The organism is Streptomyces sp. MJM8645 (assembly GCF_001625365.1).
Taxonomy (GTDB): domain Bacteria; phylum Actinomycetota; class Actinomycetes; order Streptomycetales; family Streptomycetaceae; genus Kitasatospora.
In genome coordinates this window covers 1-15,432 of the sequence record NZ_LJJF01000005.1, presented here as the reverse complement: position 1 = coordinate 15,432, position 15,432 = coordinate 1, and the positions used below count along the sequence as shown (strand labels likewise).

At 70.7% G+C, this 15,432-nt stretch carries 15 protein-coding genes; 4 read left to right on the top strand and 11 right to left on the bottom strand.

The annotated features are described in order from the left end of the window. Positions 1 to 401 precede the first annotated feature (401 nt). Together A6F73_RS38675 and A6F73_RS38670 are read left to right on the top strand one after the other, a co-directional pair. Positions 402 to 2,417 (top strand): UvrD-helicase domain-containing protein, encoded by a 2,016-nt coding sequence (locus A6F73_RS38675; RefSeq protein WP_208869277.1) that lies wholly within the window; start codon positions 402 to 404, stop codon positions 2,415 to 2,417. A gap of 122 nt (positions 2,418 to 2,539) precedes the next feature. Beyond that, positions 2,540 to 2,932 carry a hypothetical protein gene (locus tag A6F73_RS38670; protein WP_063353156.1) on the top strand — a complete coding sequence of 131 codons (393 nt, stop codon included), beginning with the start codon at positions 2,540 to 2,542 and terminating at the stop codon, positions 2,930 to 2,932. Between the two features lie 236 nt (positions 2,933 to 3,168). Here the strand turns inward: A6F73_RS38670 and A6F73_RS38665 are convergent, their stop codons facing one another. From A6F73_RS38665 to A6F73_RS38655, 3 genes are all read right to left on the bottom strand, one after another. Further along, a complete protein-coding gene (locus tag A6F73_RS38665) occupies positions 3,169 to 3,558 on the bottom strand; it encodes a hypothetical protein (RefSeq protein WP_063353155.1) in 390 nt (129 codons plus the stop codon). Positions 3,559 to 3,941: 383 nt separating this feature from the next. After that, positions 3,942 to 4,715 carry a hypothetical protein gene (locus A6F73_RS38660; protein WP_063353154.1) on the bottom strand — a complete coding sequence of 258 codons (774 nt, stop codon included), beginning with the start codon at positions 4,713 to 4,715 and terminating at the stop codon, positions 3,942 to 3,944. Next, entirely contained in the window at positions 4,712 to 5,308 is a 597-nt protein-coding gene (locus tag A6F73_RS38655) for a sigma-70 family RNA polymerase sigma factor (RefSeq protein WP_063353153.1), read from the bottom strand. The genes A6F73_RS38660 and A6F73_RS38655 overlap by 4 nt, the downstream gene beginning before the upstream one ends. Before the next feature lie 705 nt (positions 5,309 to 6,013). Here A6F73_RS38655 and A6F73_RS42080 point away from each other — a divergent pair. Further along, entirely contained in the window at positions 6,014 to 6,217 is a 204-nt protein-coding gene (locus A6F73_RS42080) for a hypothetical protein (RefSeq protein ID WP_159398778.1), read from the top strand. Positions 6,218 to 6,413: 196 nt separating this feature from the next. Here the strand turns inward: A6F73_RS42080 and A6F73_RS38650 are convergent, their stop codons facing one another. The 8 genes from A6F73_RS38650 to A6F73_RS38615 all read right to left on the bottom strand — a co-directional run bounded on the left by A6F73_RS38650 (position 6,414) and on the right by A6F73_RS38615 (position 14,390). Beyond that, positions 6,414 to 6,596, bottom strand: a complete 183-nt coding sequence (locus A6F73_RS38650; RefSeq protein ID WP_063353152.1) for a hypothetical protein — start codon at positions 6,594 to 6,596, stop codon at positions 6,414 to 6,416. Positions 6,597 to 6,731: 135 nt separating this feature from the next. Continuing rightward, on the bottom strand, positions 6,732 to 7,034 hold the full coding sequence (locus tag A6F73_RS38645) for a hypothetical protein (protein WP_063353151.1): 303 nt from the start codon (positions 7,032 to 7,034) through the stop codon (positions 6,732 to 6,734). A 198-nt stretch (positions 7,035 to 7,232) separates the two neighbouring features. Further along, positions 7,233 to 7,856 (bottom strand): hypothetical protein, encoded by a 624-nt coding sequence (locus A6F73_RS41190; protein ID WP_159398777.1) that lies wholly within the window; start codon positions 7,854 to 7,856, stop codon positions 7,233 to 7,235. Positions 7,857 to 9,211: 1,355 nt separating this feature from the next. After that, complete coding sequence (gene dnaB / locus A6F73_RS38635) at positions 9,212 to 10,642, bottom strand: replicative DNA helicase (RefSeq protein ID WP_063353149.1); 1,431 nt, start codon at positions 10,640 to 10,642, stop codon at positions 9,212 to 9,214. A gap of 91 nt (positions 10,643 to 10,733) precedes the next feature. Next, positions 10,734 to 12,077 carry a hypothetical protein gene (locus tag A6F73_RS38630; protein ID WP_063353148.1) on the bottom strand — a complete coding sequence of 448 codons (1,344 nt, stop codon included), beginning with the start codon at positions 12,075 to 12,077 and terminating at the stop codon, positions 10,734 to 10,736. 400 nt (positions 12,078 to 12,477) lie between these two features. Next, positions 12,478 to 12,666 (bottom strand): helix-turn-helix domain-containing protein, encoded by a 189-nt coding sequence (locus A6F73_RS42075; RefSeq protein ID WP_063353147.1) that lies wholly within the window; start codon positions 12,664 to 12,666, stop codon positions 12,478 to 12,480. 98 nt (positions 12,667 to 12,764) lie between these two features. Further along, on the bottom strand, positions 12,765 to 13,628 hold the full coding sequence (locus A6F73_RS41185) for a GNAT family N-acetyltransferase (protein WP_063353146.1): 864 nt from the start codon (positions 13,626 to 13,628) through the stop codon (positions 12,765 to 12,767). Continuing rightward, positions 13,629 to 14,390, bottom strand: coding sequence for a GntR family transcriptional regulator (locus A6F73_RS38615; RefSeq protein WP_063353145.1), 762 nt, complete (start codon positions 14,388 to 14,390; stop codon positions 13,629 to 13,631). Positions 14,391 to 14,791: 401 nt separating this feature from the next. On the opposite strand from A6F73_RS38615, the gene A6F73_RS38610 reads away from it, so the two are divergent. Next, entirely contained in the window at positions 14,792 to 15,274 is a 483-nt protein-coding gene (locus tag A6F73_RS38610) for a hypothetical protein (RefSeq protein ID WP_063353144.1), read from the top strand. Positions 15,275 to 15,432: the final 158 nt, after the last annotated feature.

Genomic DNA, 15,432 nt, shown 5'->3' with positions numbered 1-15,432 from the left:
CTGCGCCTCACCTCGCCCAGTGCCCTCGCGCTGACGCCGTCAGCGGCCGTGTATCGGAGATACCCAGGCATATGTTCATGGTCTATGGCTTGATCGTTTTGTGTGGTCAGTATCGGCTTGATGGTTGTCGCGGTTCAAGTTGCTTGGTCGGTGTGCTGGTTTCTGTGGCGCTCGTTTGGTCGTTGTGTCTGGTTTTGTCGTGATGTCGGGTCTGTTTTTGCCGATGGGCTTGGCGTTGGCCGGTGAGGTGATTCGCCCTGGCGACGGAATCGTTCGAGGGAAAGGCCAGACGCGCGCTTGTGACCATGCCCCGGGTTTCGTCACAATTACTTCTTGTGACGGAATCTGAGGGGACCACAGGACTGTGCACCGCTCCCGCTCGCGGGGGCGGTGACGGCGGGATGTGCGGCAAGCCGCTGCCCGCTCGCAAGAAGACCGGACGGACGGCGCTCTACTGCAGCCAGGCCTGCCGCCAGGCCGCGCTGCGCCAGCGCCAGAGAGCCACCACCGGCCCCGCGCTGCTCGACCAGGCCCGAGCCCTGCTGCGCGACGTCGCCCCTCTCGCCGCCGCCGAGCAGCTGCACCTGATGCCGCTCGACGACGAGCAACTCGCCGCGTTCATCCGGCACGCCCGCGCGGTGCGCAACGGGCTGAAAGGGATGTACGCCGTGCTCGGTGTCGAGCTGCGCCCGCTCGACCTCCAGGAGACTCGCGAGCGGCTGCGCGAGCCGCGGGCCGTGAAGGCCCCGGCGCCGGCCGCCCCCGGGCAGGAGGAGCTGCCCGCCGCGCTGGTCGCCGCGATCGAGGGACCGGCCGCCGCGGCTAGGGCCACCGCGCTGGCGAAGCCGCGCCGCGCGGCGCCGGACCGGGCGCCGATCGCAGGCCTGGTCCCGACGGACGAGCAGCACGCCATCGTCGACGCCTGCCTCGGCGGCGGCGACCTGGTCGTGGAGGCCGGCGCCGGCACCGGCAAGACGTCGACACTGCGCATGGTCGCCACCGCCCTCGGCTCCCGGCGCGGCCTGTACATCGCGTTCAACAAGGTCACCGCCGACGAGGCCAAGAGGTCGTTCCCGGCGAGCATCGACTGCCGCACCGCCCACTCCCTGGCCTACCGGGCCACCAGCGACGGCATGAAGGCCCGCCTGAACGGGCCGCGGGTGCCGGCCAGCCGCTCGGCGGAGATCCTGCGCATCCTGGAGCCGCTGCGCGTCAACGCCGACCTGGTGCTGACCCCGGAGACGCAGGCCCGCCTCGCCCTGGAGGCGCTGCAGCAGTTCTGCTACTCCGACGACCGCCTCGTCGCCACCCACCACGTGCGGCCGCCGAAGGGGCTGACCGACCGGGAGGAGCGGCTGCTGCGCGAGGCGGTGCTGCCGTACGCGAGGGCGGCCTGGGAAGACGTCACCTCGCCGCGCGGGCAGCTGCACTACGCCCACGACCACTACCTCAAGGCGTGGGCGCTGAGCAGCCCGAAGCTTCGAGCCGACTACGTGCTGCTGGACGAGGCGCAGGACTCCAACCCGGTCGTCGCCGACCTGGTCCAGGCGCAGGAGCACGCCCAGCGGATCGCCGTCGGCGACTCGAACCAGGCGATCTACGGCTGGCGCGGAGCCGTCGACGCCCTGGCCATGTGGCCCGCCCGCCGGCGCCTGCAGCTGTCCGAGTCGTGGCGCTTCGGCCCTGAGGTCGCCGACGAGGCCAACAAGTGGCTCACCCTGCTCGGCAGCCGCATGCGGCTGACCGGCTCCGGCTCCGCCACCCGGGTGACCATCGGCGGCCTGGACCGGCCCGAGGCCCTGCTGTGCCGCACCAACGCCGAGGCGATGCGCCGGGCCATCCTCGCGCTCGCCGCGAACAAGCGCCCGGCCCTGGCCGGCGGCGCCGGGGCCATCAAGGCCCTGGCCGAGGCCGCCATCACCCTGCAGAACGGCAAGGGCACCAGCCACCCGGAGCTGACGGCCTTCACCACCTGGGACCAGGTCCGCCAGTACGTGGCCCAGGACAAGTCCGCCGGGGACCTGCGCACCTTCGTGCGCCTGATCGACTCGCACGGCGCCGAAGGCATCCTCAAGGCCTGCGGCCGGCTGGTACACGAGCACAGCGCGGACGTGACGATCTCGACCGCGCACAAGGCCAAGGGCCGCGAGTGGGGGACCGTCGCGGTCTGCGACGACTTCACCGAACCGAAGCCGGACGAGAAGACGGGGGTGGTTCCGCCGCCGCGGCGCGAGGACATGATGCTCGCGTACGTCACCGTCACCCGGGCGAAGAAGGTGCTCGACCGCTCCGGTCTCGCCTGGATCGACAACTACGGCGCAGGCGGCGGTCGGCCCACCCAGGCCCGCAGCTCGCACGCCGCCCGCAGTCTGGCCGCGATGAACGACTGGTCGCCGGACCTGGACTTGGACGGCTGACCGGCCCTCGCTGCGCCGCCCGCGCCCCCGTTGGACCCAACAGGTCCGGCGGGGGCGCGGTGCGTCCGCGCGGTCCGACCGTTGCCGGCGTAGGGGCCGCGGGCGTGGGCAGGGATGTGGGCATGACTTTCACCTGGAAGACCCCGCCGTGGCAGCGGTTCGAGGACTGCACCCACATGGCGGTGACGCTCACGCACGTCGGCGGCGGGGAGATCGCTCTCAACAGCACGAGCGTGCGCGGCGACGACGCCACCGAGGCCCTGGCCGATCTGCTCATGGGGCCCGGCGGCGCGAACGGCGCGGCAGTGATGGCGCCCGGCCTGGTGGCCGTGGTGGTCCGGCGCGGCATCGACGTGATGTGGATGTCCCAGCCGCCCATCCAGCTCACGAAGAACGCCGCCGGCGAGATGGAGATCGGTGTCGCGGACGACGACCCCGACGCCGTGACCGCCTTCTCCGCCGACGATGCGCGCGACCTGCTCACCCGTCTGCAGGCCGCGTACGGCACCAAGTAGCGGCCGGGCCCCGGCTCGTGTCTGTGTGACCGGCTTCGACGCGACTGGTCGCCCGACCTCGACCCGGACGGCTGACCGAACCGGCCGGACGACCCCGCGCCCCCGTTGGACCCAACAGGTCCGACGGGGGCGCCGCCGTACCACGGACCCCCTTGTCCGACGTCTGGCCGACCCCTTGTCCCGGGGCCGACGGAGCCCCTTGACCAGCAGGTCGGAGCCGGTGTCACGTCCAGGCGTCACCGGTTGTCACGTCCAGCCGTCACCAGGGCCGGATCCGCGCCGACCGGGCGGGTGCCGTGACGGCTGGACGTCACGACGGCCGCCTCCTTGCGGAGCCGCCAGGCCCGGGTCCGGCACCGCCCGGAGCAGAAGTAGGCGTCCCGGCGCAGCTTGGAGCCGAGGAACAGGATCGTGCCGCAGACCGGGCAGAACAGCCGGGGCCAGCCGATCGCTTCGTCCTCGCGGGAGAAGAAGGCGAGCGCGCCGACGGCGGTCATCCGGCGGGTGCGGCGGCGTTCTCGGTACGCCTGGGCGCGGCAGGCCTGGGAGCAGTAGCGGCGCTGCGCCGAGCAGCCGTCGGGCAGCGTCGCCGAGCACAGCGCGCAGCGCCGGGGCCGGCTGGTCATACCTCCAGCGTCGCGCGCCGGGCCGGGACGGGCGAGCCGGTCACGGCCGGCGCCGTTCTCGGGGTCGTCCGGGCGCCGGTTCACCGGATGGCCGCTGGCAGCCGCCGGTCACGAACAAGTGCCCGGCCACGGCCCCTCACGCGCACGCGTGTAAGCGGGTGCCATGAATGCCAGAAGCCCCGGTCCGGCTTCGTTGCTGCCGGACCGGGGCTTCGGTTGTTCAGCGACCTCCTACGAGCAGGTGGATCACCTCGGCCGCGGCGGCAACGAACTGGCCCACGACGGCTCCGGCCAGGGCTGCCCCCGCCGCCTGTGCCGCGCCGGCGACCAAGTTCCGGCGCGCGCGCCGCAGCAGCGGCCACCGCCGCGAGGGCGGCCTCCTGTCACCAGCTGAGCGCCTCGACGAGCCGGCGGCGAGGCGGCCTGCCGCGAGCGACCCGGCGTGTGCCCACGGCCGCGGGCTGCGGCTGCGTGACGGTCGGCGGGGTCGCCGGCCACCGTTCGACGATGTCGAGCAGCGCCTGCTCACCCGCTCCTTCGACATGCACGGTGAGCACTTTGGCCGCCTCAGCCGGGCCGTCCGGGCACACCGCGCCCCGTACAGGCAGGGCGTCCTCGGCGACCTCCGTCGCCCGCCGCTGCCAGATGCCGGCCTTCTCCCGGTGCCCGGTCCCGGCGAAGTGAACCGCGAGAAGGTGGGCGGCGAGCTCGTCGTCCGCGCCCGCCGCCACCCCCCACCAGAACTCCGCCCACGGCGACTGCCCCAGCAGGTACATCAGGCAGCCGACCACCCGCGCGGCGGCCTCGTCGCAGTCAAGGCCGGCGAGCGTGTCGGCGATCGACTCGGGAGGCGCCTCGCTCACCACGGCCGCACAGAGGTGCTCCAGGTCACGGCGCAGATCGGCCCGACCGGAGGCGGCCACCACGTCCAGGTGCTCGCGCTTCTGCGGGGCGCGTGCGGCCGAGACGGGCGGTGCCGTGGCCGTCCGGGGGGCCGCCGGGGTTCGCCCGGACCGCCCGACGGTGCGGGTGGGGGCCGGTCGCTCCCCCTCTGCAATGCGTACGGCGAGACGCCGCAAGCTCGCCAGCGGGTCATGCCCTTCAAGCTCCCGTCCCAGTTCCTCGGCGTCGTCCCGCAGCAATTTGTGGATGTTCACGTCAGGTCCCCTCGTCCTTGGTGATCACTCCGGGGGTCGAGCAGGTACTCCATGTGACGCGTGCCCAGGGAGTAGTACGTCCGCGCCGTGCTCGGAGCGATGTCACAGACCAGGGCGATGGTCGGGTAGTCCACCGCGAGCTGGCGCAACCGCACCACCTCGGCCTGCACCGGGTACGCCGTCGCCAACTCCTCCAGCGCCCAGCGCAGCGCGTCGCGGTCCACCAGCTGGTCCATCGGCTCGTGGCCGGTGCCCTCCGGGCCGGTGTGCCGGATCAGCTTCGCCGTCTTCGCGTCCGCCCGCCCACGGCGGCGGAACGTGTCGGCCACCGCATCCCGCACCAGCTTCCAGGCGAAGGCCTGCACAGCGCGAACGTCCGGACCGCCCAGGGCGCGGTCCCACTTCTCGTACAACCGGATCCCCGCGTCCTGCATGGCGTCCTCGGCGTCGGCCCGGTTCCGGAGCTTGCCGAGGGCGTAGCGCAGCCACCTGACCTCCTCCTCCACGTAGAAGACCGTGAAGTCGAGGGCGAGCGACCGCACCGAGTCCTGCTCCAGGACCTCCTGGTCATCGCCCGAGAACGGCGTCGTCACCGTGCCTCCTGCACGACGGTCGCCCGCTGCCGCGCAGCCGGCGAGGGTGATCCGGTAGAGGTCGCCGTGGCGGCGACGGGCACCGGAGACGGCCCCCGGCACCTGGGAAGCGAGGCGGACACACCGGCCCACCGCGTCGCGCTTCTCCCGGATCCTCCTGACGACACCGGCACTCACCGGTATCCGACAGGGCCCCAGAGACTGCCCCACGCTGCTCCCCCCTCTCTGCTCTTTCCGGTGTCCGGCGCACCGGACGGTGCGCCGACGCCCCGTGGGGCGCACAGGGAGAACCGTTGCGAGAGGGGCCCGCGTTGATCCGATTCAGCGATCATTTGATGACCGTAAGTGAGAGAAAATGCACGCAGCGTGCTGACCTGCGGATTCGAGCGCATGCACATCCCTGCAAACGTGAGCGAGTGACATGGATCACAGGTTTAACGCCTCGTCGGATCACCTGCACACGCGCAGAACAAGGCGGGGAGCACTCCCGATCGGCAGAGATCCATCCGACCGGCCGGTTCATCGAGCCGCCAACCGACCCATTGGGTCCATCCCCCCCGACAACGGGCACCCCCCGACGGGCCGGGGGTTCGTCATCTCGCGCCCCCGAAAACGCCGAAGGCGCGGGCCGGACGGCCCGCGCCATGATGGAGCGATCAAGGGGGGAGCCTGCGCTACGTCAGGCCCCGGACGGCGGAGCGGATCATGCTGCCCGCACCGCCGACCATGTCGGCGTGGTCGACATACGGCCAGTGGTCGCCGTCGTCGTTCGGCTCCGGGGCGGCATCGAGGCGCGGCAAGGAGCTCGACCGCTTGGAGGGCGGCAGCACCGTCGCCTACGCCGTGGTCTCGAACGAGTTCGACCCGGCGGAGAACGGGGCGCTGGAGATCGTCTGGGCGTACCAGTAGCGCCAGAGGTCGCCGAAGGACACCAGCCCCCGGAGCTGATGGCCTTCACCACCTGGAACCCAGGTCCGCCAGTTCGTAAACACCGACAAGTTCGCCGGGGAACTGCGCATCTCAATCCGAAAGCGTCGGCGCCCCCGTTGGACCTGTTGGGTCCAACGGGGGCGCCGACGCTTCGAGCTGTGGCACTGGTGGTGGGTCAGCGACCGACTTGGGTACCGGGGTGGTCGCTGACGAGGCGGCCGAGGGCGGGGGCCATGCCCGCGACGTAGTCCTCACTCCGGCAGCCGGAGCAGGTCACGAACAAGTGCCCGGCGGAGTCCTGCTCGATGCGGGCGATCCCGCCGTTGTGACGGAACTGGTTGCTGACGATGTCGCGCATGTCGATCTCCTTCGTCGGTGTTCTCAGCTGCGGTTGGTGACGGTCTAGTTGCGGTTCAGCGCGTCGGTCGGTCAGCTCGCGGTGCAGGCCTTGGCATGGACCTGGGCGGACGCCAGGGCCTGCCACCTCAGGAGATCAACGCCGCCAGCCGCGCTTCTTCGGGGACCTGGTGCCGCTCTGGTCGCCGTGGACGACGTCGGCCTGGTGCCCGGCCACGTAGTCGCCGGCGAAGTGGGCGCCGGCCACGCGGTCGCCGCCGACGTAGTCGCCCTCGATGTTGACGACGGTGCGCTCGCCCTTGACGTTGACGACGGTGCGCTCGCCGTTGGTGACGTGCTGGCCGCCGTGCACCGTGCCGGTGTTGACGTTCTCGCCGCGGCCCAGGTGGCCGACGCCCAGCTTGCGGAACGTGGCCTCAATGTCCTCGTACGCGCCCATGTCGATCTCCTCTGGTTTGTCCGGGCCTCCCTGGCCCGACAACCTCAATAATGCCAACTCATTGCAGGCCTGTCCAGTGTTGGCCAATAATTAATTGGCATTCAAGCCGCGAGAATCCCACCCGCGACAGAGGATCACTGTCCCGACCTGCGAGGGAACGGCCAACGCTCACCTGGCACTTGGCGCATTTAGACCGGGTCAGCCGACTCCGGGCGGCCGCGTCCGCGACAGGTCAGCGGGTGCCGGGTCGGTCTGCGCCCGGTGGTCGGCGAGCGTTCGGGCCAGTCGCTCGGCGAGGGCCTGCGCGTCGACGTCGGCCGGGCCGGTGGACGTGCTGGCCGGCTCGGGGTCCGGGGTCGGGTAGGGAGGTCGCGGGCCCCAGTGCTCCGGGGCCACCCGCTCCAGGAACCAGATGGCGGCGCGCACGTTCGGCGCGCTCCACCGGCGTTCGGTCACCACGGTCTCCACCCCGGTCCTCGGGTTGGTCCGGTGCCGGATGACGTCCTTGAGGAGCTGCCCTCCTTCGGCGGCCTGGCGCACGATGCGCAGCATCCGCAGCTGGGCCTCGGCCCGTGCCTGGCGGACCTTCTCGTAGAGGTCCGCGTACTCGAGGTCCGCGCGGTCGACGCAGCGGCCGGCTTCCCGGGCCTGGGCGGCGTCGCATCCTCGGGCGAGCCAGCGGTGAACGGTGCGCTCGCCGATCCCGGCACACCCGGCGGCGGCCGAGACCGGCATGCCGACGCGCACGGCGGCCACCAGGCGCTCGGCGACGTCCGGGGAGAGCAGGGAGGGCCGGCCTCGGCGGCGGCGCAGGTTCAACACGCCGGGCACGGTAGGCACCGGCCGCCCTTGTGTCGCGCCCGGCGTTGGACCTGTTGCCCCCAACAGGCCTGATCGGGCTGGTTTGGCGCATCGCCGCAGGTCGCAGGTGGCGCGTTGACCACTGGCGGCCGCCGCGGCGGTCCCGGTCTTGTCCTACTCCCGTGCAACTTCCGTATCACCGGCTTCCACGCGCGCACGCGTGAGGGCTGCCACAAATGCCAGAACGGGGACGCGACGCGCGGGGTGGGGCACCCGCCCCCACCTCCAAGACCCGAGACTTCCCCGGGGCACCCGCACCCACACAGTCCGGTCTGTTGGGTCCAACGGCTCCAACAGGCCTGTTGGCGATAAACCCATTGTGGCCGTTGGTGCCCGCCGGACGGCCTTCATCCTGCTGTTCGCAGTGGCCGAGACCCCGGTGAACCTGACCGAGAACGCCACCACCACCCGTCACGCCGAGCACAAGGTGGCGGAACACCGGAGTTTGGGCCGGGCTGGGGCCGGACGCTGATCGCCCGGGCGTACCGGCAGCCGCCGGGGACCACCGACGGGGCGTGAGCGGCCCTCTGGCGGCCCGCGGGCCCTCCCGACGTCGAATGGCTCGCCGGGAGGGCCCACAGGCGATCACGGGGCCGTTTCTGATCGTTTACGGGTGACGGACGGCCTGCGTGTCTGCGCCGGTGAGTTTTGGCCCCACTGGAACGGTTTCGTCTGGCCCCACTTTTGAGCCGTCCGGGTGACGGCCCGGGGCGGTGTTGAGAAGGAACGGATTGAAGTGGCCCCACCTCCGATCGGGTGACGTTTCCCCGGTGCCCTGGGGCGATGCGATCTGGTGGCGGGGCTGGGCTGCGGCGACCGGCAGCGTGGTTCTCACGGCGCCCGCCCGGTCGCGTCCCCTGACAGGAATGCGAACGGGCGGGCGCCTTTGTGGCGCCCGCCCGGTGGCGGGGGATGCTCCAGCGGTCGGTCAGGCCGCTGCGGCTGCTGCCTTGCGCTTGGCGGTGGTGCTGGCGAGGCGGAAGGACTGGGTGCCGGTCTCGATGATGTGGGCCTCGAAGGTGAGCCGGTCGACGATGGCCTGGCAGAGCCGCTTGTCGGATCGCGAGACCCTACACAGGTTGTAGGGTCTCGCCGCTCGTGTCGGACGCTGGTCCCGCGACCTGCGGCTTTGTCAGCAGTCTCACGACGTGTCGGACGCTGGAATCTCACGCCCGTGTCGTCCACTCGGCGGTTCACCTCGTTCGGCGGCGCCTGTCGAGCCTGTGACCTGGGCTGTCTCACGACCGGTGTCGTATCCGACTTCCGATCCGACATCGCGGTGAGATTCCGACACGGGGGCCGAGACCCTACACAGGTCAGGTCACATCCCTGGTCATGTCCACGAAGCGCGAGTAGTGGCCCTGGAAGGCCACCGTGATGGTGGCGGTGGGGCCGTTGCGGTGCTTGGCGACGATCAGGTCGGCTTCGCCGGCGCGGGGGGACTCCTTCTCGTACGCGTCCTCGCGGTGGACGAGGATCACGATGTCGGCGTCCTGCTCGATCGCGCCGGACTCGCGCAGATCGGACAGGCCCGGCTTCTTCTCGGTGCGGGCTTCGGGCCCGCGGTTGAGCTGGGAGAGCGCGATGACCGGGATCTCGAGTTCCTTCGCGAGGAGCTTGAGGTTGCGGGAGAGGTCGGAGACCTCCTGCTGACGGTTCTCGGCGGCACGGCCGCCGGTCTTGAGCAACTGCAGGTAGTCCACGACCATCAGGCCCAGGCCGGTGTCGGACATCGCCTGGCGGCGGGCCTTGGTGCGGATCTCCATCATCGTGAGGCCGGCGGCGTCGTCGATGAACGTCGGGGCCTCGGAGATGCGCCCGGTGACGCGGGCGATCCGGCCCCAGTCGTCGTCGGTGGTGTTGCCGGTGCGCAGGTGGTGCAGCGCGACCCTGCCCTCGGCCGAGAGCAGGCGCAGCTGGAGTTCGCGGCGGGACATCTCCAGGCTGAAGAACGCGCTGGGCACGCCGTGCTTGATCGCGGCGGTCCGGGCGATGTCCAGGGCTGCGGTGCTTTTGCCCATGCCGGGACGCCCGCCGATGATGATCAGCTGGCCGGGCTGGAGGCCGTCGGTCAGCTTGTCGAGGTCGGCGAAGCCGGTGGGGACGCCGCTGATCTGACCGGCCTTGCGGTTGCCGGTCGCCTCGACCCAGTCGAGCGCGTCCTGCAGGTCGGAGCCGGCGGACGCGTAGGTGTCGGTGGCGCGCTGCTCGGCGATGGCCAGGATCGCCTTCCCGGCCTCGTTGACGATCTCCTCGGGCTCGCCGGCCCGTGAGTCGACGTTCTGGACGATCCGCACGGCTTCCTCGCGCAGGCGGCGCAGCGCGGCGGCTTCCAGGACGGGGCCGGCGTAGTAGCCGGCGTTCGCGGCGGTGGGGACCGACTGGACCAGGGTGTGCAGGTAGCTGGCTCCGCCGGTCCGGGTGAGCTCGCCGCGCTTGAGGAGCTCGTCGGCGACGGTGATCGGGTCGGCGGGCTCGCCCTTCGCGTACAGGTGGAGGATCGCCTGGTGGATCAGCTCGTGGGCGGGCCGGTAGTAGTGCTCGCCCTTGAGCTTCGCCTCCAGGACGTCGGCGATGGCGTCCTTGGTCAGCAGCATGCCGCCGAGGACGGCTCGCTCGGCCTGGAGGTCCTGCGGCGGGACGATCTCGATCCCGGTGGGGTCGGAGCCGCGGCGGCCAGCCTGGTTGTCGATCTCGGTCCAGTCGAGGGCGTTGTCGTCGGCGTGGGACTGGGGCGGTACGGTCATCGGTGATCTCCAGGTGAGGTCATGCGGCGGCCGGACCCGGGCAAGGTCATCCGGCCGCCGTTCTCGTTGGCGGTGGTGGTGGGCGGCCTGGTCAGGCCATGGCGGGGACGGCGGCGGAGCACCGGAAGGTGGTCTCCTTGCCTGCCTCGTCCTCGGTGGTGTGCCAGCCGGGCGAGTACGGGTCGCAATCCGGGCAGCCCACCGGGGCGGTGCGCTGCTTGGGCAGCGTGCGGCGCTGGGCCGGGGCCCCCAGCGACTGCGCGGTGGTCGCGCCGACCAGGTTGGCCCAGGTCGGCTGCTCGGCAGCCATCCACTCGGCCAGCTCGATCAGCCACTCCGGCTGGAACCGCTCACTGGCCACCAGGCCGGCGGCCGACTCGCGGAACTGCTGCTCGGCGGCCGAGCCCTTGGAGTGTCGCCCGTTGCCGGACACCATTCGCGCGGTCATCCAGGCCATGAACAGCGCCTGCACCGCCTGGCCCTGCTCCCAGGTCAGCTCGACGCCGAGGTCCGGCACCTTCTCCGGCTTCGCCGGGGCAACCGGAGCGGGCGGGGTGGTGGGCTCGTCGTTGGGCGCAGCCTCGGTCTCTCTCTCGTCCGTCACGACCCCGGCCGGGGCCTCGGGTGCCGCTTCGGCACGAGGGGCGGAAGAGAGAGATGTTTCGTCTAGTTCTACTTCGTCTAGTTCAACCCCCATGGGCGGGGGTACGGGGCCCCCATTTTCGGGGGTACGTACCCCCGAAAATGGGGGTACGGGCTGAGCTGCGGATTTGCGCGTCTTCGCAGGTCGCGCCGTACCCCCATTTTCGGGGGTACGAGCGGGGGCGGGCTGAGGCTCCGTCGAGACGCGGAGCGACGCCAGCTCGGGGCCGATGAACGGGCGCAGCGCAGGCTCGGGCAGCTTGGCCTTCCGCGCCGCCGCGCGCTCGGCGGCGGCCGCCTTGACGGCAGCCTTCAGTGCAGTCCGGACGGCCTCCAGCCAGGCGTCGAACTGTGCCTCCCGGACCTTCGTCTGCTCCTTCGTCTCGTCCTTCGCCGCCCGGTTGGAGCCGTACCAGTCGGCCGTCGACTGCGGGCCGCAGTAGGTGGCCGGCGGGGTCTGGTGCACGACGTACTTGTTGCGCCGGACCAGGCCGCGCTTGGTGCGGCGGACGTCGACCGCACCGATGATCTCCAGCTCCAGCATGTAGAGGGCGACCTGCTCTACCTTCTTCAGCTGGAGGATGCGCGCCAGCGTCACCAGACCCGGCCAGACTTCGGTGTCGTCCCGCAGCGAGCTGATGTGGGCGCTAAGCGCCCAATAGAGGGCGAGCGCGGGTGCGCTGACGCCGGACAGGAGGACCCAGTCGCCAACCTGTGTGAAGGGAGCGCGACGCCCGAGCGCGATTTCGAGGCTCTCGTCGAGCGCCGCCGGGTCGTCCAGGAAGGCAGTCATCGGGTCACCGCCGGCAGGGCCTGGTGGTGCGGGGCGGAGATGGCGGCCTTGCTCGGCGTGCCGGTGATGTCGAACACACTGTGATCGGTGTTCGGGTCGTGCTGGACCACTGCGGGGGCTCCCAGAGGATAGGCGGGAGCAGCAGCGGAGCCATCGGGACCAAACACACATGATCACTTCGGATGAACCGATGGCCGGGTGCTGTAGAAGCACTAGGCCTAGGTCTGGCATCCTGGGTCTTGAGGCGCGGGGGTCTGCGCTCTGTTGTGTGTTCGGTCCTGATCGGCTCGTGCTGCTCCCTGAGGGCTTGAACCACCGCTCGCCGGGCTTCCCGGCCCACGAGCGGGCTACTGCAGTACCGCGAAGGTCGACCTGTTCCCGCAGGTCGGCCTTCGGTGTTTTACGGCCCCATCAGGTGCTGCTCCCATTCCGTCACGGCGGAGGCGGGGACGCGGATGCCACGGCCGGTCGGGCCCGTGCGTACGACACGCGGGCCGGTGCCCTCGCGGATCCAGCGGTAGACAGTCGCCGGTGTCACGGAGCAGCGAGCGGCCACCTCGGCCACCGTCAGCCATCCCACTCCGGTCACGTCACCCTCGTTCCTTGCTGATCTCTGCTTCATGAAGACAGTAGTGGCACACGCCTGTGGATAAGGTCTCGCGCTCACTGACCCAACGTCCGCCCGGGCTAGCGGGGACGGCCGTCTCCGTTCAGCAGCTGCACCGGAGGCCGTGGAGCCGAGGCCCAAGCCGGGTTGTCCGAGGCGGGGAAGCATCGGACCTCGGCCAGTGCGGTTTCGGCATGCTGCACGGCGTCGTGGAGCTGACTGTTTGAGATGAGCAGCTCCTTCAGCGCCCGGTCGTACGACCAGCGAAGTCTGCCCGTGGTCGGAGTCGATGTTCCTTTGAGTTGGGCAAGGAGGCTGCTTACCTGCCGTGATACGGCTTGGAGACCGGTCGCGGCCGCGACCAGTTGGTCGTGGAATCCAGCTGGGAGCGGCGAAGGGATGATCGGTAGGAGCCGCTCAGGGTGAAGGACGGTGCCAGCCTCTCGCTGAGCCATCCATCCGCTGAGCCGATGCTCTGGAGAAGCAGTTCGGACGTGGGCGAAGCCGGCCTTCTCGTAGTACCGCTGTAGGCGCTTGTTGTTGCGCCACACGTCCAGGCGCAGCCAGGCCTTGTCCTCGGCCGCAGCGATCAGTGACGCCCAGTCGAGGATGCGGCGTCCGAGGCCCTGACCGGCTTCGGACCTGCCAACGATCAGCTTGTAGACGTAGAAGCCGGACTCGAGGTCGTCGCCCTCTCGCCAGAAGTCCTGGTCGGCCTGGCCGCGGCTGATAGTGGCTACCGCGGCTCCAGCCTGGTCGAGGAAAACCCAGGTCTGGCCAGCACGGATCTTCGTCAGCCAGCTCTGCATGGCACGGTCCCCGAGGTCCTGGTCGGACCACTGGTCTACCCCCGCCTCGGCGAGCCACCGCTCGGCCTCCTTCCGGAGTTCCATGAGCGCGGGGACGTCGTCGGATGTGGCGAGGCGGACGGAGTAGGTACGCATTCAGACCTCCAGCTCGTAGACGAGGGTTGTACGGTCGCCAGGGGCAACGGTGACCATGGCTCGGACCGGGATGTCGTCGGATCCGAAGCCGATCCGGACGTGCTCCATGACCGGGGTGCCGACCGGGATCTCGAGGTGCTGTGCTTCGGTGGGCGAAGGCATTCGGACGCGGATTTCGTCGCGGGTGCGCACCTGCGGGTGCCCGAGGTGCGCCAAGGCGCCACCAGGTAGAACTAGGTCCTCAACATGGGTAAGGAGCACGGTCTCCTTCGCCCACTCGGGGAACCAGCTGTCGCTGAGCTGCCACGGTCGGCCATCGACGGTCCGGCGCCGGGATCGACGGACCACAGGGGTGCCGGCTTCGACCTGTAGCCACTTCCCCACCGACGGCTCCGCCATTTCCAGGCTCGGCTTGATCTCCTGATGCGGAGTTCGACCCTGGTCCGCCACGCCCCGTGCCCAGTCGTCCATGCCAGTGGCCGGGTCGTCCCTGCGGTTGGCTCGCTCGAAGGCGTGCAGGTTCCACATCAGTGGTTCGTCCTCTCGGACGGTCCGGCCCAACCTGCCCTTTCCGGCCGTGATCAGTCCCTCCTGCTCCAGACGGAGCAGCGCCGACCTGACCGTGGAACGGCTGACTCCATGTTGCTCGGAGAGGGCGATCTCGCCGGGGACCTGGGCGCCCTTCTGTAGGGACCCTTGGTCGATCCGGCTGCGGAGGTCGTCGTAAACGACCTGCCACAGCGCCCGTGTCTCGGTCGCCATCGTGAGCTCCCTTGGCTCTGTCTGATCTGTACGTACAGAAGATAGCGCGTCTCTGATGGCCCGTCGCTACTCGCGCGCCCTCTGAAGCGTGTCGAGGCACGCGCCACCCGGGGCCGATCGGGTGAGTTTTGACTGCGCGCACCGGCAGTGAGCTGCGGTTTCCGACGCTCCGTCAATTCTGTACGTACAGAAGGCTTGCGCGGTCCGAAGTTCTGTACCTACAGTACCGACATAAGCCGATCCGGCCGAGCCGGAGGAGGCGAAAGGCCTGATAAGGCCTAGTTTGCACTGCCCAGAAATGCCCTACTCACGGGCACGGCCCCGGGCTTTTCGCCGACGTCTTGCACACGCCGGCACCCGGGGCCGCTCACGGACCACCAACACTTCAGGAGCTGATCCGCGTGTCCATCCTGCCCTCTTCCACCCCGAAGCACCGCACCCCCGCCAGCCGCTCGTTCGGCGCGATCATCGCGGCCGAGACGCTTGCCGACGCCCAGGCCTGGATCGACGAGGTCGGCGGCGGCGCCCGCTCCCACCGCCTGGGGCTGCTCGCCGACATGCTGCTCGCCGCGAACCCGGAGCCGGCCGAGTCCGAGGGCGTCGACTGCGGCTTCGTGCGGATCTCCGCGCCGAACCTGGACGCCAACCCCGAGCTGGTCGAGTCCGAGGACGCCGACCCGGACGAGGCGGCCGACCTGGCGGTCGAGACCGTGATCCAGCGGCTGAACGACGAGAAGCACCGCGCCGAGCGCGAGGCCGAGCTGGCCGCGTGGACGCCCAAGGAGGCCGATGCCGTCGCCGCCGCGTCCCCGTGGCGCAACGGGCCCCGCTGGGTCACCCGCTCCGGCCTCACCGGCAAGTCGGCCCAGGCGGTGCGGTCGTGAAGACGCTCCTGGCCTCCCGCCCGGGCCCGCTCGCGGCCCGCCGCCTTCACCTCCTCCTCGGCCTGGCCGGGATGCTCTGGATGCTCGGCATCACCCTCCCGCTGCCCGCCCGCCTGGTCCTGGTCCCCGCCGTCGCCGCCCTGCTCTACCTCCAGGCC

What these genes read in the sequence shown, in the direction of transcription:
- A6F73_RS38675 (WP_208869277.1), top strand. Translation starts at nt 402, where the DNA reads ATGTGCGGCAAGCCGCTGCCCGCTCGCAAGAAGACCGGACGGACGGCG.
- A6F73_RS38670 (WP_063353156.1), top strand. Translation starts at nt 2,540, where the DNA reads ATGACTTTCACCTGGAAGACCCCGCCGTGGCAGCGGTTCGAGGACTGC.
- A6F73_RS38665 (WP_063353155.1), bottom strand. Translation starts at nt 3,558, where the DNA reads ATGACCAGCCGGCCCCGGCGCTGCGCGCTGTGCTCGGCGACGCTGCCC.
- A6F73_RS42080 (WP_159398778.1), top strand. Translation starts at nt 6,014, where the DNA reads ATGCTGCCCGCACCGCCGACCATGTCGGCGTGGTCGACATACGGCCAG.
- A6F73_RS38650 (WP_063353152.1), bottom strand. Translation starts at nt 6,596, where the DNA reads ATGCGCGACATCGTCAGCAACCAGTTCCGTCACAACGGCGGGATCGCC.
- A6F73_RS38645 (WP_063353151.1), bottom strand. Translation starts at nt 7,034, where the DNA reads ATGGGCGCGTACGAGGACATTGAGGCCACGTTCCGCAAGCTGGGCGTC.
- dnaB (WP_063353149.1), bottom strand. Translation starts at nt 10,642, where the DNA reads ATGACCGTACCGCCCCAGTCCCACGCCGACGACAACGCCCTCGACTGG.
- A6F73_RS38630 (WP_063353148.1), bottom strand. Translation starts at nt 12,077, where the DNA reads ATGACTGCCTTCCTGGACGACCCGGCGGCGCTCGACGAGAGCCTCGAA.
- A6F73_RS41185 (WP_063353146.1), bottom strand. Translation starts at nt 13,628, where the DNA reads ATGCGTACCTACTCCGTCCGCCTCGCCACATCCGACGACGTCCCCGCG.
- A6F73_RS38615 (WP_063353145.1), bottom strand. Translation starts at nt 14,390, where the DNA reads ATGGCGACCGAGACACGGGCGCTGTGGCAGGTCGTTTACGACGACCTC.